Annotated in this window: 20 protein-coding genes; 12 read left to right on the forward strand and 8 right to left on the reverse strand. The window is 59.8% G+C overall.

The window, feature by feature from the left end; all coding sequences use genetic code 11:
* Positions 1–16: 16 nt before the first annotated feature.
* The 6 genes from MAFF_RS28410 (at position 17) to MAFF_RS28435 (ending at position 6,544) form a co-directional block, all read left to right on the forward strand.
* Positions 17–1,045 (forward strand): extracellular solute-binding protein, encoded by a 1,029-nt coding sequence (locus MAFF_RS28410; RefSeq protein ID WP_044549494.1) that lies wholly within the window; start codon positions 17–19, stop codon positions 1,043–1,045.
* Positions 1,046–1,142: 97 nt separating this feature from the next.
* Positions 1,143–2,255: an ABC transporter ATP-binding protein gene (locus MAFF_RS28415; protein ID WP_044549495.1), complete on the forward strand. Its 1,113-nt coding sequence runs from the start codon at positions 1,143–1,145 to the stop codon at positions 2,253–2,255.
* An 11-nt stretch (positions 2,256–2,266) separates the two neighbouring features.
* Positions 2,267–3,178 (forward strand): ABC transporter permease, encoded by a 912-nt coding sequence (locus MAFF_RS28420; protein WP_044549496.1) that lies wholly within the window; start codon positions 2,267–2,269, stop codon positions 3,176–3,178.
* Positions 3,171–3,977, forward strand: a complete 807-nt coding sequence (locus MAFF_RS28425; protein ID WP_162034364.1) for an ABC transporter permease — start codon at positions 3,171–3,173, stop codon at positions 3,975–3,977. Before MAFF_RS28420 ends, MAFF_RS28425 begins: the two co-directional genes overlap by 8 nt.
* Positions 3,978–4,029: 52 nt before the next feature.
* Positions 4,030–5,070, forward strand: coding sequence for a histone deacetylase family protein (locus MAFF_RS28430; RefSeq protein WP_010914460.1), 1,041 nt, complete (start codon positions 4,030–4,032; stop codon positions 5,068–5,070).
* Between the two features lie 40 nt (positions 5,071–5,110).
* On the forward strand, positions 5,111–6,544 hold the full coding sequence (locus tag MAFF_RS28435) for an aldehyde dehydrogenase family protein (protein WP_044549497.1): 1,434 nt from the start codon (positions 5,111–5,113) through the stop codon (positions 6,542–6,544).
* 108 nt (positions 6,545–6,652) lie between these two features.
* Here the strand turns inward: MAFF_RS28435 and MAFF_RS28440 are convergent, their stop codons facing one another.
* Both MAFF_RS28440 and MAFF_RS28445 read right to left on the reverse strand, forming a co-directional pair.
* Positions 6,653–7,552 (reverse strand): helix-turn-helix domain-containing protein, encoded by a 900-nt coding sequence (locus MAFF_RS28440; protein ID WP_010914462.1) that lies wholly within the window; start codon positions 7,550–7,552, stop codon positions 6,653–6,655.
* 342 nt (positions 7,553–7,894) lie between these two features.
* Positions 7,895–8,806, reverse strand: coding sequence for a LysR substrate-binding domain-containing protein (locus tag MAFF_RS28445; protein ID WP_010914463.1), 912 nt, complete (start codon positions 8,804–8,806; stop codon positions 7,895–7,897).
* Between the two features lie 114 nt (positions 8,807–8,920).
* On the opposite strand from MAFF_RS28445, the gene MAFF_RS28450 reads away from it, so the two are divergent.
* The 5 genes from MAFF_RS28450 to MAFF_RS28465 are packed head-to-tail and all read left to right on the forward strand — an operon-like array spanning position 8,921 to position 14,275.
* Positions 8,921–9,661, forward strand: coding sequence for a glycine cleavage system protein T (locus MAFF_RS28450; RefSeq protein ID WP_010914464.1), 741 nt, complete (start codon positions 8,921–8,923; stop codon positions 9,659–9,661).
* Positions 9,645–10,022 (forward strand): glycine cleavage T C-terminal barrel domain-containing protein, encoded by a 378-nt coding sequence (locus tag MAFF_RS40400; RefSeq protein WP_010914465.1) that lies wholly within the window; start codon positions 9,645–9,647, stop codon positions 10,020–10,022. The genes MAFF_RS28450 and MAFF_RS40400 overlap by 17 nt, the downstream gene beginning before the upstream one ends.
* 29 nt (positions 10,023–10,051) lie before the next feature.
* Positions 10,052–11,677, forward strand: coding sequence for an acyl-CoA synthetase (locus tag MAFF_RS28455; RefSeq protein WP_010914466.1), 1,626 nt, complete (start codon positions 10,052–10,054; stop codon positions 11,675–11,677).
* Positions 11,674–13,425 carry an acyl-CoA dehydrogenase gene (locus tag MAFF_RS28460; RefSeq protein ID WP_010914467.1) on the forward strand — a complete coding sequence of 584 codons (1,752 nt, stop codon included), beginning with the start codon at positions 11,674–11,676 and terminating at the stop codon, positions 13,423–13,425. Before MAFF_RS28455 ends, MAFF_RS28460 begins: the two co-directional genes overlap by 4 nt.
* Before the next feature lie 43 nt (positions 13,426–13,468).
* Entirely contained in the window at positions 13,469–14,275 is an 807-nt protein-coding gene (locus MAFF_RS28465) for a crotonase/enoyl-CoA hydratase family protein (protein WP_010914468.1), read from the forward strand.
* Between the two features lie 290 nt (positions 14,276–14,565).
* Here the strand turns inward: MAFF_RS28465 and MAFF_RS28470 are convergent, their stop codons facing one another.
* The 4 genes from MAFF_RS28470 to MAFF_RS28485 are packed head-to-tail and all read right to left on the reverse strand — an operon-like array spanning position 14,566 to position 18,296.
* Positions 14,566–15,339 carry an ABC transporter permease gene (locus MAFF_RS28470; protein ID WP_010914470.1) on the reverse strand — a complete coding sequence of 258 codons (774 nt, stop codon included), beginning with the start codon at positions 15,337–15,339 and terminating at the stop codon, positions 14,566–14,568.
* Complete coding sequence (locus tag MAFF_RS28475; RefSeq protein ID WP_010914471.1) at positions 15,323–16,153, reverse strand: ABC transporter ATP-binding protein; 831 nt, start codon at positions 16,151–16,153, stop codon at positions 15,323–15,325. The genes MAFF_RS28470 and MAFF_RS28475 overlap by 17 nt, the downstream gene beginning before the upstream one ends.
* A gap of 12 nt (positions 16,154–16,165) precedes the next feature.
* Positions 16,166–17,167 carry an ABC transporter substrate-binding protein gene (locus MAFF_RS28480; RefSeq protein ID WP_044549500.1) on the reverse strand — a complete coding sequence of 334 codons (1,002 nt, stop codon included), beginning with the start codon at positions 17,165–17,167 and terminating at the stop codon, positions 16,166–16,168.
* A 46-nt stretch (positions 17,168–17,213) separates the two neighbouring features.
* Positions 17,214–18,296 (reverse strand): 4-oxalomesaconate tautomerase, encoded by a 1,083-nt coding sequence (locus MAFF_RS28485; RefSeq protein WP_044549502.1) that lies wholly within the window; start codon positions 18,294–18,296, stop codon positions 17,214–17,216.
* A 114-nt stretch (positions 18,297–18,410) separates the two neighbouring features.
* Here MAFF_RS28485 and MAFF_RS28490 point away from each other — a divergent pair, with 114 nt between their 5' ends.
* On the forward strand, positions 18,411–19,310 hold the full coding sequence (locus tag MAFF_RS28490) for a LysR family transcriptional regulator (RefSeq protein WP_010914474.1): 900 nt from the start codon (positions 18,411–18,413) through the stop codon (positions 19,308–19,310).
* A 134-nt stretch (positions 19,311–19,444) separates the two neighbouring features.
* Here the strand turns inward: MAFF_RS28490 and MAFF_RS28495 are convergent, their stop codons facing one another.
* Positions 19,445–20,425 (reverse strand): 2-dehydropantoate 2-reductase, encoded by a 981-nt coding sequence (locus tag MAFF_RS28495; protein ID WP_010914475.1) that lies wholly within the window; start codon positions 20,423–20,425, stop codon positions 19,445–19,447.
* A gap of 2 nt (positions 20,426–20,427) precedes the next feature.
* Positions 20,428–21,948 (reverse strand): acyl--CoA ligase, encoded by a 1,521-nt coding sequence (locus MAFF_RS28500; protein WP_044549505.1) that lies wholly within the window; start codon positions 21,946–21,948, stop codon positions 20,428–20,430.
* Positions 21,949–21,951 lie beyond the last annotated feature (3 nt).

The raw sequence follows: 21,951 nt of genomic DNA on the forward strand, positions 1-21,951 counted from the left end.
ACCAAGCGAGAGCCAAATGAAACTCACCGCAACGTCCGCCGCGTTAATTCTGGGCCTGAGCACCACCGTCGCCCTGGCTGAAGGCAATCTCAACATCTACAATTGGGGCGAGTACACCAGCCCCGAATTGATCGACAAATTCTCAAAGACCTACAACATCCATGTGACGCAGACGGATTTCGATTCCAACGACACCGCACTTGCCAAGGTGCGTCAGGGTTCCTCCGGGTTCGACGTCGTGGTTCCCTCGCAGAGCTTCATCCCCACCTATATTCAAGAAGGGCTGCTTGCCGAGACAAATCCGGGGCAGATGGAAAATGCCAAGAACCTCGAAGAGAGGTGGCGGAATCCCGCTTTCGACCCAGGACGAAAATATTCCGTGCCGTGGCTTTGGTATACCAGCGGCGTAAGCGTCAATACGTCCGTCTTCAAAGGCGACATAAATACCTGGAAGGTGATTCTGGATCCGCCGGCTGAATTGAAGGGAAAGATCAATATCGTTCCCGAGATGAACGATATCATGTTCGCCGCGATCAAGTTCGAAGGCGGAACATGGTGCACAAGCGATAAGGCCTTGCTCACCAAGGTCCGCGACCGTCTCCTGGAGGCCAAGAAGAGCTGGCTGTCGATCGACTATTCCGGAACACTGAAAATGGCCTCCGGAGATGTTTCGGCTTCGCTTGACTGGAGTGGTTCCGCGTTGAAGCGCCGTACTCAAAATCACAGCATCGCCTATGGCCTTCCCAAAGAGGGCTTCACCTACGGCTCTGACAATGTGGTGGTTCTGAAGGATGCTCCAAATCTGGAGAACGCCAAGCTTTTTCAAAACTTCATTATGGCGCCCGAAAACGCGGCATTGAATTCGACCTTTGCCAAATATGGCGCGGCTATCATCGGTGCTGAAAAATACTACTCGGACGATATGAAGGGTGCGCCGGAGCTGACCATTCCCGACGATATGAAATCAAAGGGTGAGCTTCTGACGCTTTGCGACCCGAAGATCACGCAGCTCTACAGCCGTATCTGGCAGGACGTCCAGAAGTAGCTGCTTCTATCGGTCCGCTGGCGATGTTTGCGCTGCATTCGACGACAGCGTTTCCTATCGGCGGCATAACTCCTGAGTGATTCATTTTGGGGACACTATGAAAGATGAATCTACGCCGGGCGTAGCCATCCGCTTGAACCAGGTTACCAAGACCTACGGTTCGGGAAACGCCGTCGTCACCGCGGTCAAAAGCACGACGCTGGACATCTTCAACAATGAGTTTTTCACATTGCTTGGGCCATCGGGCTGCGGAAAAACCACTCTATTGCGCCTGATAGGCGGTTTCGAATATCCGACGGCCGGCACCATCCTTCTCGGTGGCGAGGACATTGCATCGGTCCCTCCGTTCCAACGGCCCATCAACACCGTCTTCCAGAACTATGCTCTTTTCCCGCACATGACGGTTGCGCAGAACATCGGCTTTGGGCTGCGGATGCTCAAACGGCCCCGCCACGAAATCGCTGCCCGTGTCGATGAGATGTTGAAACTCGTGCGACTGGAGAATCTGTCCGATCGGCGAACAAGTCAGATATCGGGCGGCCAACAGCAGCGGGTCGCGCTGGCGCGCGCGCTCGCATCCGAGCCGAAGGTCTTGCTTCTCGACGAGTCACTTTCAGCGCTGGACTACAAACTCCGCAAGGAAATGCAGATGGAGCTCAAGTCACTCCAGGCTGCGACGGGGATCACTTTCATTTTCGTGACGCATGACCAGGAGGAGGCTTTGACGATGTCCGATCGCGTCGCTGTGCTGTCTTCAGGCGAGATCATGCAAGTCGGAACCCCGCACGAAGTCTACATCAAGCCTGCAAATCACTTCGTCGCGAACTTCGTCGGTGAGACGAATTTCCTGCACGGGCGGGGGCTCAACTCGGATGACCGCGGGGCTGTGATCGATGTTCGAGGGGTCGGCGCCGTCGCTATCCCGACGAAGGACAGGGTTGCGCCCGGCCAACTGGTGAACATCGTCGTGCGGCCCGAGCATTTGCGAATTCTACCGTTGGCCCAGGAGCCGGCCGGCCAACTTACCGGTTCTGTGAAAGCGGTAAGCTTCTGCGGTGCCGAAACGCAGTACACAGTCGAATTGAGCCGAGGCGCCGCTGTTGTCACGGTCCGTAAGTATAATACGCCGGAGGAAAATCTCCCCATCGTGATCGGCGACGAGGTCTCGGTGAATTTCACACCGAACTCAGCCCAGATCCTGCCCGGTTGAGAGGTGTAGAGATGGCAAGTCTTGAAGCAGTCCGGTCAAAATCAGCAAGCCGAACGCGATGGCTTTTGATCAGCCCCGCGGTTCTGGTCGTCATAATCGGTGCGATCGCACCCCTTCTGGTTATTGTGACGTATTCATTCTTGACCCCTGGTCCGACCGGCGGCGTGAACTACACTCTATCTTTCGATGCTTGGACGCGCGTCCTTTTTGACCGCGATGTCTTCGACGACACGCTGACGCTGTCAGGGACGAACCTCGAGATTTTGCTGCGCTCGCTTCTCCTGTCGCTGGCAACCACGGTTCTGTGCCTGCTCGTGGGATTTCCCACCGCCTATTTCATCGCGACCCGCAATCCGCTCAACCGGGAAGTATGGCTTTTGCTCGTCACCGTTCCGTTCTGGACAAATCTCCTGATCCGCACGTTCGCCATACAGGATCTGATCCGCAACGAAGGGATCATCAATACACTTCTGATCAAGGCTGGTTTTATTTCCGAACCAATACAAATGCTGTTTACGAATTTCGCGATTTGTCTCGGACTTGTCTACGTCTACCTGCCTCTCATGATCCTGCCTGTCTACGCAAGTCTGGAAAGGCAGGACCGAAGCCTGCTCGAGGCGGCGTCCGACCTGTACGCTCGTCCAGTCAATGTGCTTCGCGAAATCATCGTACCACTTGCCAAGCCCGGCATCATCGCCGGCTCCATTCTTGTGTTCATCCCTGCAATCGGAACCTATGTCACTCCTATCCTGCTCGGTGGCGGCAGAAATCTTATGATTGGCAACTACATCGAATTTCAGTTCGGCCAAGGTCGCGATTGGCCCTTCGGCTCCGCGCTTTCGCTGGCCCTGATGGCCATCGTGATGGTGGCGCTTCTCGTCTACATCCGGCATGGCGACAGCCACGGACACGAACATGGCTAAAGCGTTCCCGGTAACCCACCAGCGCGGCTTCGGCACTGTCGCCATCACAACGTTCATTTTCCTCTACGCACCATTGGCAGTCGCGCTCGTTTTTGCGTTCAATGCCGGGACCAGTCCTGCGAAATGGGGAGGATTTTCGCTTCGATGGTTTCAAAGCGCCGCAAACAATCAGCAAGTGATCAGCGCCTCTATTCTGTCGCTGAAACTTGCCGCCATATCGGCCACCTTGTCGACAGCGTTGGCGACGCTGGCCGCATTGGCCATGAGCCGGACCCCAAGGTTTCGAGGGTGGACATTAGCCTATAGTGCAATCTCGGTTCCGCTGATGGTGCCTGAGATCGTTACCGCCGTCGCGCTGCTGATTGTAACCGCTACAATTCGCGGCTGGACCGGCTATTCTGGTCTCGGATACCTGATCCTGGCGCACACGGCGTTCTGCGTGCCGTTCGCCTATCTCCCGATCCGTGCCCGCCTCCAGACGATGGACATAAGCCTGGAACGTGCTGCCGGCGACCTGTACGCATCGCCATGGAACGCGTTTCGCTTCGTCACGATGCCTTTGCTTTTCCCAGGCATTCTGGCGGGCTTCATCCTCGCCTTTGTCACGTCGCTGGACGACGTCGTGATCACCGAATTTGTAAAGACGGCCGGCCAGGACACCCTGCCTACTTATATGCTTGGCCAGGTGCGTCGCACGATTACTCCTGAGGTCAACGCAATAGCGGCCGTTTTCTTGCTGATCTCCGTGGCGCTTGTCATTTGCATCTACGTCGTCAACCAGCGAACGAAGATCAATTGAGTTCTCACTTTCTCACATCCTGTCTTGTTACCTGCAACGTGGGCAATGCTTTATGAAAACGATTTTCTCGCCGATACAGCTGAAACACCAGGGTCAATTTGAATTTTACAATGGCGCTGTTGTCGAGGGTTACGAGAACACATCGCGCGCAACGTTCATAACAAGCCGGATCGAGGAGGTGCGTCTCGGACCCGTTCTTAACCCACGGCCGCAGTCCCTGGATACCGCCAAACGGATTCACTCACCTACCTATCTCGACTTCATAGCGTCAGCGTGGAGGCTTTGGCGGGACGCTGGACGGACGGGTACGGCTCTTCCCTACGCTTGGCCGGCGAGAGGCCGATACAAGGATGTAGCGCCAGACTCTATCGATGCCCAGCTGGGACAATATTCCATCGATGCCAGCACAGGGTTTGTTGAAGGCACCTGGGAAGCCGTCAAGGCTTCGCACGACAGCGCCCTGACCGCGGCAGATTTGATCATCGAGGGCGAACAGGCTTGTTTTGCCCTTTGCCGTCCGCCCGGCCATCATGCCGGAACCGATTTCAATGGCGGATACTGTTTCGTCAACAATGCTGCCGTCGCCGCGCAACGGCTGCTGGACGGTGGCGCTTCGCGCGTGACCATTCTGGACATCGACTATCACCATGGCAACGGCACACAAGAGATATTCTACGCCCGCGGTGACGTTCAGGTTGTCAGCCTGCACGCCGATCCCCGCAATGATTATCCGTTTTTTGCCGGCTATGCGGATGAACGAGGCTCCGGCAGCGGAGAGGGGTTCAACATCAACATACCGCTTCCGCATGGCACCGATTGGGCGCAATGGGAGGGCGCACTTGACTTCGCGCTTGGCAGCGTCCGGCAGTTTGGCCCTGACGTAGTCGTCATCTCCCATGGCGTTGACACCTTCGAGGGCGATCCGATTAGTCGCTTCCGACTTTCCCACGACCATTTTCCGCTTATCGGCGCCCGCCTGGCAGGCCTTCAGACGAAAACCCTGTTCGTTCTGGAAGGCGGCTATGCCGTCGAAGACGTCGGCATCAATGTTGTCGGGGTTCTTTCTGGCTATGAAGATGCCATCCGCCGCTGAGCCAATGGCAAGAACGAACAACAATCTTACTGGAGCAAGCATGCAGTCCGACAACGCGTCGAAATTCTATATCGATGGACAATGGGTCATGCCAGGCGGTGCTGGCCGAATGGACGTGGTCAATCCCGCGACCGAACAATCGTTCATGCAGATTGCGATCGGCACCACCGAAGATGCGGATTTGGCCGTGCAAGCTGCTTTCGAGGCTTTCCCGACTTTTTCACAAACGAGCAGGACCGAGCGAGTGGAACTCCTGCGCAATGTCCTACGATGCTACAATGATCGCTACGACGATATTGCGCGAGCCGTCAGCACGGAACTCGGTGCACCCTTGAAATTTGCCCGGGAGGCCCAAGCATGGGCAGGGCAGATTCATTTGGAATCGACAATCGCCGCTCTCGAAGCATTCAGCTTCGACGAGCTCCACGGAAGCTCGATGATCACCTGGGAGCCTATCGGCGTTTGCGCGCTCATCACGCCGTGGAATTGGCCCCTGAACCAGATTGTCTGCAAGGTCGCGCCGGCTCTTGCCGCGGGCTGTACAGTCGTTCTGAAGCCGTCCGAGTTGGCGCCCCTCAGTGCGATCATCTTCGCGGAAGTGCTCGAAGAAGCCGCAATACCCAAGGGTGTCTTCAACCTGATCAATGGGACAGGACCTGAGGTCGGACAGTATCTCGCAGGTCATCCTCGCGTCGATATGGTGTCCTTCACGGGATCCACGCGCGCGGGCATCATGGTCGCCAAAACTGCCGCTGAAACTGTCAAGCGCGTGGCTCAGGAGTTGGGCGGAAAATCGGCCAATATCGTGCTGGCCGACGCTGACCTGGAGAATGCGGTCGTCAAGGGTGTCGAGGCGTGTTTCAGCAATTCGGGCCAATCTTGCGACGCGCCGACGCGCCTTTTGATCCCGGCCGATCGCCATGCCGAGGCGCTCGACATCGCGAGGCGGGTCGCCGCCGCCACCCGCGTCGGAGATCCTTCAAGTGAAGATACCGATATGGGACCTGTGATCAGCCAGCAGCAATTCGACAAGATCCAGCGGATGATTGGTCTTGGCATCGAGGAAGGCGCCACTTTGGTTGCAGGCGGACCAGGCAAACCTGAGGGTCTCGATGTTGGCTTCTACGTCAAGCCAACGATCTTCGGTGGCGTTACGCCGGAGATGACCATTGCCCGCGAGGAAATTTTTGGTCCGGTCCTTTCGATTATTCCCTACGATACCGAGGCGGACGCCATACGGATCGCGAACGACTCGATCTACGGCCTGGCCGCCTACGTGCAAGGCGGCAGTCTGGAAGGAGCAAGAGCGGTCGCACGCAAACTGCAAGCCGGCTCAGTCTACGTCAACTATGCGCCGTGGGATACGCATGCACCGTTCGGCGGTTACAAACAGTCCGGGAATGGCCGCGAGTACAGCCATTGGGGAATACGCGACTTTATGGAGGTCAAGGGGATTGTAGGTTGGGGGGCGTGACGGTCGTCCCCCGACACCTCAAAACCGCCGCAAGAGGACGTCTGAAGCCAGTGAACGCGGAGGATACGGAGCAACTGCGGTGACGATGCGGGACGCCCCTCGGGAACGCTAACCCTTCAGGGTCTGAGAGGGTGTTTCGCCGAAAAGCGACTTGTAGCGCAGCGCAAAGCGGCTCCAGTGAAAAAAGCCCCAATCCATTGCTATGTCGGATACCTTCCGCGGCGAACAACGAGCGTGCAGCAAGTCGCGGCGGGCGCCGTTCAAGCGAAGCATCATCAGGATTCTGTCGAGAGGGATCTGCGTGAAACTTTGGCAGGATGCCCTGAGGTTGAAGGCCGATACACCAAGATCTCGCGACAGCGACTTCACCGAATGGGGCATATCAGGCGCATCGAAAATTCGATCGCGGATCTTTCTATAGATTTGTTCTGTCTGCGCTATGTGCGGCGTTTGGCGAACGAGGCTTTTCTGGAAAAGCAGCTCGAAACGATCTGTAATGACGTCCGCGAGCACGCCGTCGAATTTTCCCCAGGCGCACGGATGCGATTGTTGGCGAGCGCCTCCAAGCAACGACAGCAGCCAGTCTGCAAGAAAAGCCGCATTCTCTAGAGGGGGTTCGACAAGCTCCGCTATTCTGCTGCGGTCCTCGTCCGCAACAGCATCGCGCCTTAGGACGAGCATCAGCAGGTCGCTATCGGCGTCCATGAACCCGATGCGATTGGTCCAGTTTAAGGCGAAACCTGAAACGCCGGTCGCTTTTTCGCCGCGGACCAATTCACTTCGATCGCGTTTAGGGTAGTAATAGAAAATCATGCTGCCTTCCGGCGCCGAGAACATTTGTTCCGTGCCGACACTGATGGTCTCGCGCAAAATCTCCACGCCTGGGAGCAGGATAGCCATGGTTCGACCGTCATAGCCGCCGGTCGAAACCTGTCGGTATTCCTGCCGCCAACCTGGCAAGGACGCTTCCTGCTCCGTTGCGTCATGGAAGGTGGTCTCAAAAAACACGTCGCGCGCACCTCCTGCACTACTCTGAAGAAATTAGCGCCGAGCCCTGGGTTGGAGAAAATTCAGGACAAGACATCACTCGTTGGCCTGTCTGCTATCCTAGCGCGGGACGTCGCTCGTCGCTACCTTACCACGCTCCGATTTCAGCCTGACCTGCGATCGTACTATCACCGGATCATTGACCTCTATCCTTCCCGTTTCGGGTCAGTGCCCACTTATTGGGCATTTTGTATCGTTTCGGAGTCCATCGCGTCGGATGGCCCTCGCCGTTGGCGGGGGGCCACCACCTGATGCGGCTGCAGAAGCTGATGGTCATCGCCGCGAGCGCTGCCTCATGGACGTTCAGCTTGCGTGCTTGTTGGCGTTTTCCGACTTCTGTACGGCGGACAGCAGCCATTCGACAAACAACGGGGCATCTGGATGGCGGCTGCTGCCTGCTGGTTGGATCAGATGAAACGCTTCATCGATAGGCACCGCGAGAGGAAACGGCGCTATCAATCGGCCGGAGGCCAGGGCATGTCCGGCAAGGGAACTGCGGCCCAGTGCTACGCCTGCACAGTCCGCCGCCAACTCAAACGCCGTCAAGGAGGAGTCGAGATGCAACCCTGAACCGGCATCGACCTGCTGGGCTCCAGCCGCCTTTAGCCAGATGCCCCAGCCTTCATGATAGCCCAGCACGTGCAGCAAACGATGATGACGCAGGTCTTGCGGACTGTTCAGAGGATTGCGGCCAGGCAATTCGGGTGCGCAAAGGGGCGTGATGGTTTCCCACGTCAGGCGATGGCTGTTGAACCCAGGCCAGTGTCCGGTGCCGTATTGGATGTCGAGATCGAAGTCCTGCGCGTCAAAGGCGTCATTCCAGACGCTTGAAAGCAAGCGGATATTCTTGCCCGGATAACGGTCGAGATATTCGGGCAAGCGCTGAGCCAGCCAATTGACGGCGAAGGAAATGGCGCATCGCACAGTCAGCGAACTGGTTCGGCGCTGGCCAAACACCTCACGCGTGCCGATAGCCAGCCGTTCCATCGCATCCTGCACCTTGGGCAGATAGGCGGCGCCAGATTTGGTGAGCTCCAGACCGCGCGGGCGGCGGATGAACAGCACATGATGCAGATGGTGCTCCAACGATTTCACATGTTTGGACACCGCGGCTTGCGTGATGTGCAATTCGGAGGCGGCATGGGTGAAACTGAGCGTACGGGCCGAAGCTTCGAATGCGCGTAGCCATGTCAGAGGCGGGAGGTAACGGTTCATAAGCGCGCTCCAAAACACAGCCATAACTTTTTGTATAGGTATGCCCCCCTAATACGTCCTTTGACGAAACCGCGCCAGCCTGATCATTGGGTGTCGACCATAGGGGAGGGGCCGATGTTTTCAGTTTTCCCAACGGCGCGATTGCGGCCGTCACCGTTTTATGCCTCGGCCGTCGCTGAAGGTATGACCGCGGCCAGCATCTATAACCGGATGATCATGCCCACGTCTTATGGTGATCCCGAGGCGGAATACTGGCGACTGATCAACGGCGTCTCTCAATGGGATGTCGGCGTGGAGCGCCAGGTGCAACTGAAAGGGCCGGATGCGGGCCGCCTGGCGCAGATCCTGTCACCGCGCGATCTGTCCAACTGCAAAGTCGGTCAGGGCAAATATGTGCCGCTATGCAACCATAGAGGCACGATCATCAATGATCCGATTCTGCTGAAGCTGGCGGATGACCTTTATTGGCTATCGATTGCCGATAGCGACATCTGGTTTTGGGCCAGCGCTATTGCTGCCGAACGCGGCATGACCGTCGAGGTCAGCGAGCCTGACGTCTCCCCCATGGCGCTGCAAGGGCCAAAAGCCGAGGATGTCGTGGCCCATGTATTGGGCGATTGGGTTCGACAGCTGAAGTATTTCTGGTTCAAGGAAACCGAAATCGAAGGCATTCCGGTGGCCGTTCAGCGCTCTGGGTGGTCCAAGCAAGGCGGGTTCGAAATCTATCTGAAAGACGGGACTCGCGGCACTCAGCTTTGGAATATTTTCAAGGAGGCGGGCCAGCCCTGGGGCATTGGCCCAGGCGCTCCTGCCACGGCGGAGCGCACCGAAAGCGGCCTTGTCGGTCGGCGGTGATACCGACGACGCGACCAATCCGTTCGAGGTGCGTCTGGGCAAGTACGTTGATCTTCATGTCGCCGATGACGTCGTGGGCATCCAAGCGCTGCGCCGGATCGAGGCGGAAGGTGTGAAACGCCATCAGCTCGGTCTGGTGCTTGAAGGCCATGCCCCTGCTCCCCTAGGCTTTCGCCGCCAAGACATCATCCGCAATGGCCAGCGCATCGGCATGATGACCAATTGCGTCTGGTCACCGCGCCTGAAAGCCAACATCGGCTATGCGCTGATCGACGCAGGCGTGCCCGCGGGCGAAACAGTGCAGGTGATGCGCGATCAAGGGGCGGTTTCCGCCAAACTCGTAGAGCTGCCTTTTCTGTAACGCCGGGACCTTGGCCATAGGATCAGAGCATGAGACAGCACTACGAAGCCGCCCTGCGCGATGACGCCAACTGTGTGGCCCTGTCTCCACTGTCGTTCCTGAAAAGGGCCGAGTTGGTCTACGGCGCGCGCTCTGCGGTGACGTATGGCGACGTAAGGCGCACATGGGCACAGACGGGCGCTCGCTGCCGTTCGGTCGCGGCGGGGCTGGCGGCTTTGGGCGTGGGGCCGGGGGACACGGTTTCGGTGCTGTCGCCAAACATTCCCGAGCTCTTCGAACTGCACTATGCCGTGCCCTTGCTGGGGGCTGTGTTGAACACCATCAACACCCGCCTGGAGCCGGAAACCGTCGCCTATATCCTGGCGCATTCGGACTCGACGCTGGTGATTGCCGATACGGCCTTCGCACCCTTGCTGCGAGAAGCCTTTCGATTGAACGGCAACACGCTCCCGGTTGTCGATGTCGTCGATGCGCAGGCGCAGGCTTCTGCCGAGTTCGGCGAACGCAGCTATGAGGATCTGGCGGCTCATCCTCCCATGGGGTGGGAACTGCCCAAGGATGAGTGGCAGGCGCTGGCGCTGAACTATACTTCCGGCACTTCGGGGCGGCCGAAGGGCGTGATTTATCACCATCGCGGCGCCTATCTGATGGCGATGGGGACGATTGCCGCATGGGCCTTGCCGCAGCACCCGACTTACCTGTCGGTCGTGCCCATGTTCCACTGCAACGGCTGGACCCATCCCTGGTCGATGGCGATCGTCGGAGCCAACATGGTTTTCACCCGCGATGCGTCGCCGGGCAAACTGCTGGAGGCCATGGCGGCGCACCGCGTCACCCATATGGGAGCTGCGCCAATCGTGCTGCAAATGCTCTGCGACGGCCGCGGTGCTTCCGCGCAACCCTTCAATCCCCAGATCAGGGTCATGACCGCTGGTGCGCCGCCCCCGCCCGCGGTTCTTGAAAAGGCCGCGCAAATGGGTCTCGATGTGATGCAAGTGTACGGTCTGACCGAAACCTACGGTCATATTTCCCAATGTCTTTGGCAGGACGAATGGGAAGCCCTGTCTGTTTCTGCAAGAGCTGAAAAACAGGCGATGCAGGGCGTCGCCTTTCCGATGGTCGAGGACATCCGCGTTGTCGACCGCGACACCGGCACGGATGTACCGCGCGATGGGCTGACACAAGGTGAGATCGCCATTCGCGGCAATACGGTGATGAAGGGATATTACAAGGACGCGACCTCCACCGCGGCGGCCTTCGAGTCTGGCTGGTTCTGGTCCGGTGATGCCGCGGTGGTCCATCCTGACGGGTATATTCAGATCCGGGACCGGCTGAAGGATGTGATCATCTCAGGCGGGGAAAACATCTCGTCCGTCGAGGTCGAGTCCGTTCTATACCGACACCCTGCGATCAGCGTTGCGGCCGTGGTGGCCCGCCCGCATCCGAAATGGGGCGAGAGCCCATGCGCCTTTGTCGAACTGCGCGAGGGCGCGAGCGCGACCGAAGCGGAAATCATTGCCTTCTGTCGCGCCAATATCGCGCATTTCAAAGCGCCGAAAACGGTGGTGTTCGGCCCTTTGCCAAAAACCGCGACAGGCAAGATTCAGAAGTTCATTCTGCGGGCGGCAGCCCGTGACCTGGGGCCTCAGGCATGACTTTTGAAGCACCATTAAAGGACTTGATGTTCAATATCACCCACATCGCGCCATGGTCCGGCGATGCGATGGGTGATCTCGAGACGGCCGCAGCTGTCCTGGACGAGTTCGGCCGCTTTTGTGCCGAGGAAATCGCGCCGCTGAATGCCGCGGGCGACCGCATCGGCTCGCACTGGGACGGAGGTCTCGTCCAAACGCCGCCCGGATTCCGTGAGGCCTATGCCAAGTTCATGGACATGGGCTGGCAGGGGTTGCGTCATCCTTCGGAATTTGGCGGGCATGATATGCCCCGCGCTGTCGCCGCTGCGGCGACCGAAATCATCAACGCGGCCAATATGAGTTTTGCGCTATGTCCTCTTTTGACCGATGGCGCGATCGAGGCGCTTCTGCGTTTCGGGTCGCCTGAAATCCAACAGACCTATCTGCACAAGCTGGTTTCCGGCAAATGGACCGGCACGATGAATCTGACCGAGTCGCAGGCGGGCAGCGATCTGGCCCTGATACGGACAAGAGCCGAACGCCAGGCGAATGGCACCTATCAGATCTCCGGAACAAAGATCTTCATCACCTATGGCGAGCATGATCTGGCCGAGAATATCATTCACCTCGTCCTTGCTCGAACGCCTGGCGCGCCCGACGGCGTCAAGGGCATCAGCCTCTTTCTCGTGCCGAAACTTCTGGTGGGCGAAAGTGGCGAACCCGGCGCGCAAAATTCGCTCCGCTGCCAAAGCATCGAACACAAGCTTGGCGTCAGGGCGAGCCCGACCTGCATGCTGGAATTCGAAGGCGCCACCGGCTTTCTGATTGGCCGCGAAAACGCCGGGCTGGAGATCATGTTCACGATGATGAACGCGGCACGCTTCGCCGTGGGCGTTCAAGGGGTTGCGATAGCAGAGCGTGCCTATCAGATGGCTCTATCCTACGCAAAGACCCGTATGCAGGGCCGTCCAGTCGATGGCAGCGCTTTCGAGGCAGTTCCCATTATCCGTCACCCGGATGTCCGCCGCATGCTGGCGCACATGCGCGCCACGACCGAAGGGGGCCGTGCCCTTGCCGCCGCTGCCGCGGGATGGCAGGACCGTGCGCAGTTTGCCGCCACGCCGGAACTGAGAGCGGAGGCCCTGGCGATAGGTGAATTTCTTGTGCCGTTGGTCAAGGGCTTCTGCACCGAGATGAGCCTTCAGACAGCTTCAACTGGGGTCCAGATTTTTGGTGGCATGGGGTTTATCGAAGAAACCGGCGTTGCCCAGTACTACCGTGACGCCCGAATCTTGCCGATCTACGAGGGCACGACGGCCATCCAGGCCAATGATCTGCTGGGGCGCAAGACGCTTCGAGACGGTGGATCAACGGCGAGACGCCTCGCTGCAATGATAACTCAGACAGAAACTGCGCTACGGCAAGGCTCGCCCTTGGCGCAGGAGATCGCGGCGCAGCTGTCCTGCGCGCGGCAAGCATTCGAGACGGTCGTTGCCCATCTGGTTGCGGTCAAGCCAGCGGATTTGAACGCCGCTTATGCAGGCGCCGTGCCCTACCTGATGCTGGCTGGCAACCTTGTCGCGGGCTGGCAGCTGGCACGCTCGGTCCTTATCGCCGAAGCGGGGCTGGAGGACGGCCAAGATCCCGATTTCATGACCGCCAAGATCGCCACGGCACGGTTCTACGCCCAACACATTCTCGGGGAGACCGACCTTCAGCGAGCCCGGGTCATGGACGGCGCCGCAAGCCTGTTGGACATCGAATTCTGAATAGAACAATCAACCCTCTTCAACTCGGGAACAGGACCGTACCATGGCCATCCAAATCGACATCACCCGATACGAGAACCTTGCCGTCGAGGCTCATGACGAGGGGGTTTGGGTCGTAACCCTGAACCGTCCCACCAAACGCAATGCGCTGGATGCAAATACGATCGAAGAACTGGTCGACTTTTTTTCCACCGCTCCTCGCGCGGGTGTCCGCGCGATTGTGTTGGCCGGGTCGGGTGACCATTTTTGCGCCGGACTAGACTTGATTGAGCATCATCAAGCTGACCGCAGCCCGGCGGATTTCATGCATATTTGCCTGCGCTGGCACGAGGCCTTCAACAAGATGGAATATGGCGGCGTGCCGATCATCGCAGCCCTGCAGGGTGCGGTTGTGGGCGGTGGGCTGGAGCTGGCCAGCGCCGCCCATATCCGGGTAATGGACAAGACGACCTATTTTGCGCTGCCTGAAGGCCAACGTGGACTTTTCACGGGCGGCGGCGCCACGATCCGCGTCACCGATCTGGTGGGCAAGTCGCGCACGATCGACATGATGCTGACGGGCCGGGTGTATCAGGGACAAGAAGCGGTCGATCTGGGGCTCGCGCAGTACATCGTCGAAGGATCAAGTTTCGAGAAGGCCCTGGAACTCGCCCACAAAACAGCGCAGAACCTGCCCCTGTCCAACTTTGCGATCTGTTCCGCTGTGAGCCACATGCAGAATATGTCCGCGCTGGATGCCGCTTATGCCGAGGCTGTCGTCGCCGGTGTGGTGAACACTCAGCCCGAGGCCCGGGCTCGACTCGCCGCTTTCGCCGACAAGAGCGCGGCACGGGTGCGGGCCAACTATTGAGACTGATTCCAGAATTTGTCCCTGGCGGAATTGTGATTTGTAGAGTCGGCAGCGACAGCGCCGCCCAACTCCAGCCATTTGCGAAAACCGTCGATGCGGAAGGCGAGCACCTCAGAAGCCTTTTTCAATCCGACGACGGAGATTAGTTCCAGAACCGAGCAGGCGGGCCTTTCTTGGTTCCACCATCGATCCCAGTTTCGGACCCAGCGTGTGCGCAGAATACTGCGCTCTCCCTCCTTGGCTCGGAGGGGAGCGGTTGTGAACAAGCTCTCGGTTGCCGTTGAAGATCCTCACACAGGCCGTTCGGAAGCGCTCGGCCGCCACTTGATGAAGTGCTTCTCGGCGACATCCAGGATGCTGTCGATAATCAGTACAAATATCGCGAGGATCAAGATCCCTGCGAAGACACCGACCGCATCGAAATTGCCTTCCGCCTGAGCGATCAGATAGCCAAGCCCGGCGGAGGAGCCGAGATACTCGCCGATAATCGCCCCCACGACGGCAAACCCGACCGAAGTGCGCAATGAAGACAGGATCCAGCTTGCCGCTGCCGGGAAGTAGACGTGGCGAAGCAGGTCAGACCGCTTGGCCCCCAGGATGCGGGTGTTCGACAGCACGACCGGGTTCACTTCACGCACGCCCTGCATGGCGTTGAAGAAGGTGACGAAGAACACCAGCGTGACGGCGAGCGCCACCTTGGACCAGAGACCGAGGCCGAGCCAGAGTACGAATATCGGCGCAAGCACGACGCGCGGTATCGCGTTCAAACCCTTGATGAAAGGATCCAGAATTCGCGCTGTAGAACGACTGAGGCCGAGCCAGACGCCTGCTGCCACGCCGAGTGCCGTTCCGACAAGATAGCCGAGTACAGTTTCCGTCAAGGTGATGGCCACATGCTTATAGAAGCTGGTGTCCATTACCCAGGACGCCACCTGCTTGAGGATGTCGAGAGGAGCCGGGAAGAAGAACACGTCGATAATGCCCGCCGCGACACCGAGCTGCCAGCCGCCGACAATTGCCACCAGCAGTGCGAGTTGGATGAGGCGTTCAGTCGTGGCGTTCATAGCTTTTCTCCACTTCGCTACGCAGCGATGACCAGATGTTGCGATAAAGATCCATGAAACGTGGATCGAGCTTGATTTCAGCGACATCGCGCGGGCGTTGGAGATCAACGGGGAAGCTGTCGATCACGCGCGAGCGCGGTCCGGCGGCAAGCACCACGACCCGATCCCCGAGAGCAATTGCCTCCTCAAGGTCGTGCGTGATCATCACCACGGCCCGCCGTTCCTCCTGCCAAAGGCGCAACAGCTCGTTCTGCATCAGGTGGCGGGTGTGGATGTCGAGTGCCGAAAAGGGCTCGTCCATCAGGATGACCTTGGGACCAGTAATCAGTGCCTGCGCCATCTGCACGCGCTTGCGCTGTCCGCCGGAAAGCTGATGCGGGTAGCGATGCTCGAAGCCCTTGAGCCCTACTTTCGCCAGCCACCTCATCGACTGCTCGCGACGATCGGCAGCGCCGACACCCTTGAACATGGGACCGAGTTCCACGTTCTCGATCGCTGTCTTCCACGGAAGCAATGCATCCTGCTGGAAGAGATAGCCGATCTCGTTCTGGATCCCGCGCACCGGCTGACCGTCGATCGATACGGTGCCACTCGCTGGTTTCAGCAGGCCGGCAACCGCATTGAGTATGGTGCTCTTGCCGCAGCCGGTTGGGCCAACGATGGCGAGGAACTCGCCATCGGAGACCTTCAGATTCACATCCTGCACCGCCACATAGCCACCGAAGGCCATGGTGACCGCGTCCAGGGAAACCATCGACTTTGCTTGATCAGACTTGCCCGCCGGGAAGGCGGTTTTTACTACGGCCAATGCCATGACCTCCTCCTGTCAGTTGGCGGGGACGTTGGGGACCGCGGCGACAAACTCGTTCGTGTAGGTTTTCGCAAGATCGATTTCAGCCGCGGCGACTTTTTCGTTGAAGCTCTTCAGGACGGCAAGTGGCGTCTTGATGTCGTCCTCGTTGATGCGCCCGTCCTTTGAGAAGATCGCTTTCGCGTTCTCGACCGCCTTGACGTAGGTGTCACGATCGCCGGAAATAAACTCCTTAGGCAGTTTTTCGACGATCTCTTCAGCCGAGTGGCTGTTCATCCATTCAAGCGCTTTGACAGTCGCATTGGTGACTTTCTGGATGGTTTGCGGATTGGCTTCGATAAAGCTCTGCGTGGCGTAGAGGACCGAGGTCGGGTAGATTCCGCCGTAGATCGCTTTGGCGCCCTCGTCGCTGCGCCCGTCGATCAGGATCTTGCCGACACCCTTGGCTTCGATGAACGTCGCCGCCGGATCGTAGTTGACGAGCAGGTCGACCTTTCCTTGTTCGAGCGCCGCAACGGCGGCGGAGCCGGAGCCAACGCCGATCAGCGAAATGTCATCCGCCGACAGTCCGTGGCGCTGCAAATAGTAGCGAACGAAAAAGTCCGAAGACGAGCCCGGTGAAGTGATGCCGATTTTCGCCCCCTTGATCGTTTCAGGATTTGCAGGGTCAAACGTGCTCTTGCTGCCGCCTGCCAGCACGAGACCGGAATTGCGCGCGAGCATCACGAAGGCGACGACAGCCTTCTTCTGGGCCTGCATCTGGATCGTGTGGTCATAGAAGCCGACGGCGATGTCCGTCGAGCCGGCAACAAGCGCCTGAAGTGTCTTCGACCCGCCCGATGCGAAATTTTCGACGGTCACCTCCAGGCCTTCCTTTTCATAAAGGCCGAGCCCCTGGGCAACCGGAAAGGGAAGGTTGTTGAGATTGTAAGAGCCGACGCTGATGCGGACCGGTTCGGCGAATGCGGAACCGGCAAACGCGACGGTTGCCGCGAGGGCGAGCATGAGCTTTCGCATGGGTATTCTCCTCCTGTTGGTGGCGCCCTCCCGGCGGCCACGGTTATTATGCCGCGCAACCCAGTTGCGTGACAGGTTTTGCGAACACATGTCCTTCGAACAGCCGGCGGGCGGTGCGGAGGATTCCGGCGACGACCTTGCCGTCTCTTTCATACAGCTTGACGTCCAGATGGCCGCTTGGGTGCTCGATGGACAGCACGACTGGCGGCGCACGCAGGCCGATCAGCAGCGAAGCAACCGTACCCTGGCTGATACAGGCTGTCGCGATACCCACGGCACCCGTGGTTGCGAGCGAGGGATGACATTGATGAGGCATGAAATACCGAACGCTGATATCGCCTCCAGACGTCGGCCGGGAAATGAGCACCGGCTTCGGCGTTACCTGGTCGCGAACGTCTCCAAGACCCATCCGTTCGCCGGCGGCGATGCGCAGCTTTTCCAGACGTCCCAGTAATTCCTTGTCAGCATTCAGTTCCGCAGCTGATTCGAAACCCGTTGCGCCGACCGAGTCGGCCTCGATCAATATCATCGGCATTGCGCAGTCGATGCAGGTGACAGCCACACCATCGATCGTGTCGACTGGATTGCCGGTGGGAAAAAGCTGTCCGGTACGGGCACCGGCTGCATCCATGAAGGTCAATGCGATCGGAGCCCCGCGGCCGGGCACGCCGTCAATCGCAGCTTCACCGAGATAGGAGACGCTGCCGTTTGGAGTGGGAACTTCGGCCTCGATCAGCTTGCTGGTGTTGACGTTGTGGATCCGCACCAGCGTCGTTTCTCCACGAACCGGCACAAGTCCAGCTTCAATGGCAAACGGGCCGACCGCGGCCAGCATGTTGCCGCAATTCGGGGAGGTGTCGACAATCTGCTGGTCGACCCGCACCTGCGCAAACAGATAATCCACGTCGGCGCCTGGAATGCTGGCAGGGCCGACGATGGCGACCTTGCTCGTGACCGGATTGCCGCCACCGATGCCGTCTATCTGCAACGGATGACCCGAGCCCATGACGGAGAGCAGGATCTTGTCCCGCTCTATAGCGTCCGCGGGAAGATCGTTTGCCAGGAAGAACGGACCTTTTGAGGTGCCGCCCCTCATCAGAACGCAAGGGATCGCCAGGAGGTCATTCATCGCTTGTGCTTGCATCGGAATTATGTCACCGCCGTATCAATTGGCGCTGTTTGATCCAATTATCGGAAGAAGCTTTTATTTGTGAAATGCTAAGAATCGGGGGATTGATGCAAGATGAGCATTAATTGCGAAATCCTTGACCTTCGAGCCTTCCTAAGCGTCGTAGAGTTGGAGAGCTTTCATCGCGCGGCCGAAGCCCTGCATCTGTCACAACCCGCGTTGAGCCGCCGCATTCAAAAATTGGAGCAGGCTATCGGAGCTCCCATTTTGGAACGGACAACCCGGCACGTATCCGCGACGGCTCTCGGCATAGAACTCGTGCCGCTCGTGCGACGCATGCTGGAGGAGTTCGACGGCTCTCTGTTTGCCGTGCGTGACGTTGGAACCAACCGAGGTGGATTGGTAACGATCGCGTGCCTCCCCACCGCGGCATTCTACTTCCTGCCGACCGTCATCCGACAGTTCAATGAGGAGTATCCGAACATCCGCTTTCGCATCCTCGACTTGCCGGCGACCGACGGTCTTCAAGCCGTGGCGCGCGGTGAGGTGGAGTTCGGCATAAACATCATGGGCACGTCGGATCCGGACCTGACTTTTGATCGGCTCGCGGAAGACCCGTTTGTGCTTGCAGCGCGGAGGGATCACCCTCTGGCTGCCAAACCATCGGTCGGCTGGGCGGACCTAGAGCCCTATCATCTGATCACGGTTCATCGATCAAGCGGCAACAGAACGCTGCTCGACGCGGCGCTGGCAAAATCGAACATAAAGCTTCGTTGGTTCTACGAGGTAACCCATCTGTCCACCTCCCTCGGTTTGGTGGAGGCAGGCCTCGGGATTTCCGTCCTGCCACGAATGGCGACGCCGGGAGGAGACCATCCGTTTCTGATCACCCGACCCATCCGTGATCCCGAAATATCACGCACGATTGGCGTGGTTCGCCGTCGCGGCGGCACCTTGTCGCCTGCAGCGGAGCGATTCCTTAAGATGCTGATAGGTGTCTGGGCAAGTGATTGAAAAGCAGTCAGAAAATCGACAGGCGTAGAACCAGAAGCCGTAGCCGGCCGCTTGTCGAAAAACCAGTCATTAAAGCGGAGATGGTGGAGCGTTGAATTCATCGCTGCCTTTATGCTGAGATGACGCTTGCCGTCTCAGGAATAGCAGCCTCGCTCCACCGCGAGCCGCCGCACCAGCGCCAGCACCGCATCTATGGTCGGCGTCGGCTTGTCCACCAGCCGGCCAAGCTCCTGCACCGCGCTCACCAGCGCGTCGATCTCCATCGGCCGGCCGCGTTCCAGGTCCTGCAGCATCGAGGTCTTGTGCTCGCCGACATCGCCGGCGCCCTTGATGCGGCGGTCGACCCCGATCGGAAAGCGCACGCCGAGGCTTTCGCCGATCGCTTGCGCCTCGAGCATCATCGTGCGGGCGAGCGCGCGGGTGCCTTCGTCGGCGACGATGGCGGCCAGCGTCGAGCCGGTCAGCGCCGAGATCGGGTTGAAGGAAAGGTTGCCCCACAGCTTCACCCAGATTTCGCTGCGGATGTCATCGCGCACCGGCGCCTGCAGGCCGGCCTTGACCATCTCCTCCGCCAGAAGCGTGACCCGTTCGCTGCGCTCGCCCGAGGGCTCGCCGAGCGAGAAGCGCTTGCCCTCGACATGGCGGATGAGGCCGGGCGCGTCGACCTCGACGGCGGGATAGACCACCGAGCCGATGACGCGCTGCGGCCCGATCCGCTGCCAGATCGCGCCACCGGGATCGACCGCGTTCAGCCTTGTGCCTTCGAGCGGCCCGCCCACTCCATGGAAATACCACCACGGCACGCCGTTCTGCATGGTGACGACGGATGTGTGGTCCCCGAGCAGCGGCGCGATCTGGTCAAGTGCGGGGGTCAGCGAATGGGCCTTCAGCGCCAGCACCACATAATCCTGGGCGCCAAGTTCCTCGGCCTTGGCGGCGGCCCGGACGGGCGCCATCGATTCCTCGCCGTCCTCGATCAGGCGCAGGCCGTTTGCCTGGATCGCTTCCAGATGCGCGCCGCGCGCGACGATCGACAGGTCGGTGCGGCCGGCGATCGCCAGCTTGGCGGCGAGATAGCCGCCGATCGCGCCGGCGCCGAAAATGGTGATCTTCATCGTCAAAGCCCGAGTTTGGCGGCGAGCCCGATGCGCTGCAGCTTGCCGGTCGCGCCCTTGGGGATCTCGTCCAGGATCAGGATCTTGCGCGGCACCTTGAAGTCGGCGAGCCGCGTCGCGGCATGGCTGCGGATGTCGCTTTCGGTGGCGATCATGCCTTCGCGCAGCACCACGGCGGCCGCCACCTCCTCGCCGAGCTTGTCATGCGGCATCGCGAAGGTGACGACCTGCGCCACCGCCGGATGGTCCATCAGCACGTCGTCGACCTCGAGCGGCGAGATCTTTTCGCCACCGCGGTTGATGATCTCCTTGAGCCGGCCGGTGACGCGCAGATAGCCGTCCTCGTCAAGCACGCCCTGGTCGCCGGTGTGGAACCAGCCATGCGCGAAGGCCGTGGCGTTGGCGTCTGGGTTCTTCTCATAACCCGCCGTGACATTGGGTCCGCGAATGACGATCTCGCCGGTCTCGCCGGTCGTGAGCAGCCGCCCGTCGGGCGCCATCACCGCCACCTCCGGTCCGGCGCCGGCACCGACGCTGCCCGGCTTACGCAGGCCCGGCGGCAGCCGGTTCGACGCCATCTGGTGGGCGGCCTCGGTCATCCCGTAGGATTCGATCACCGGGCATCCGAAGGTCGCTTCCAGTTCCCCCATCACTTGCGCCGGCAGCGATGCCGAGGACGAGCGGATGAAGCGCAGGCGTGCCGCCGCTAGAATCTCTTCGTTGCGCGCCGCCCGCGGCAGGATCGCCTGGTGCATGGTCGGCACCGCCGTGTACCAACTTGGCTTGGCATCGCCCAGCCACTGGAAGAAGCGCAAAGCGTTGAAGCCCGGCGTGCAGTAGATGCTGCCGCCCGCCGCCAGCGACGACAGCACCGCCGCGATCAACCCATGGATGTGGAACAGCGGCATGATGTTGAGGCAGCGGTCGTCGGCGCTCAGGCCGAGCGTGGCGCCGATATGGGCTGCCGAGGCGGCGATATTGGCATGGCTGAGCGGAACGAGTTTTGGCCGCGATGTCGTGCCCGACGTGTGCAGCAAAAGCGCGATGTCGCCATCCCCTGCCATGTCGGGCGCAGCCTGCGGGCCGATCGCCACGCCCTCGATGGTGAAGGAGCCGGCAGGCGTGTCCGGTTGCACGACAAGCCGCAGCACGCCGATACCGAGCCGTTCGGCCACTGCCACCGCCGGACCGGTCTCGTTCTCCGCGACCAGGATCGCCTTGGCGCCGATATCGGTGAGGTAGAAATCGAGTTCGTCGGCGCGATAGGCGGGATTGAGAGGCGCCGTCGACGCGGCGGCCGCCACCGCGACGAAGGCGGTGGCCATCTCCGGCCCGTTAGGCAGCACGATCGCCACCCGGTCGCCCCGGCCGATGCCGAGCGCGTGCAGCCGCTCCGCCGTGGCCGCGATCAGGCGGCGCAGCCCGCCATGGGTCAGCGTCGCCCTGTCGGGCGCCAGGATCGCCGGAGCGTCGTCCGCGCCGGCGGCGAGACGGCGGGAAAGGTCTTTTGAATTCGTGCTCATGGT

Origin of the sequence: Mesorhizobium japonicum MAFF 303099 (assembly GCF_000009625.1) — a bacterium.
Taxonomy (GTDB): Bacteria; Pseudomonadota; Alphaproteobacteria; order Rhizobiales; family Rhizobiaceae; genus Mesorhizobium; species Mesorhizobium japonicum.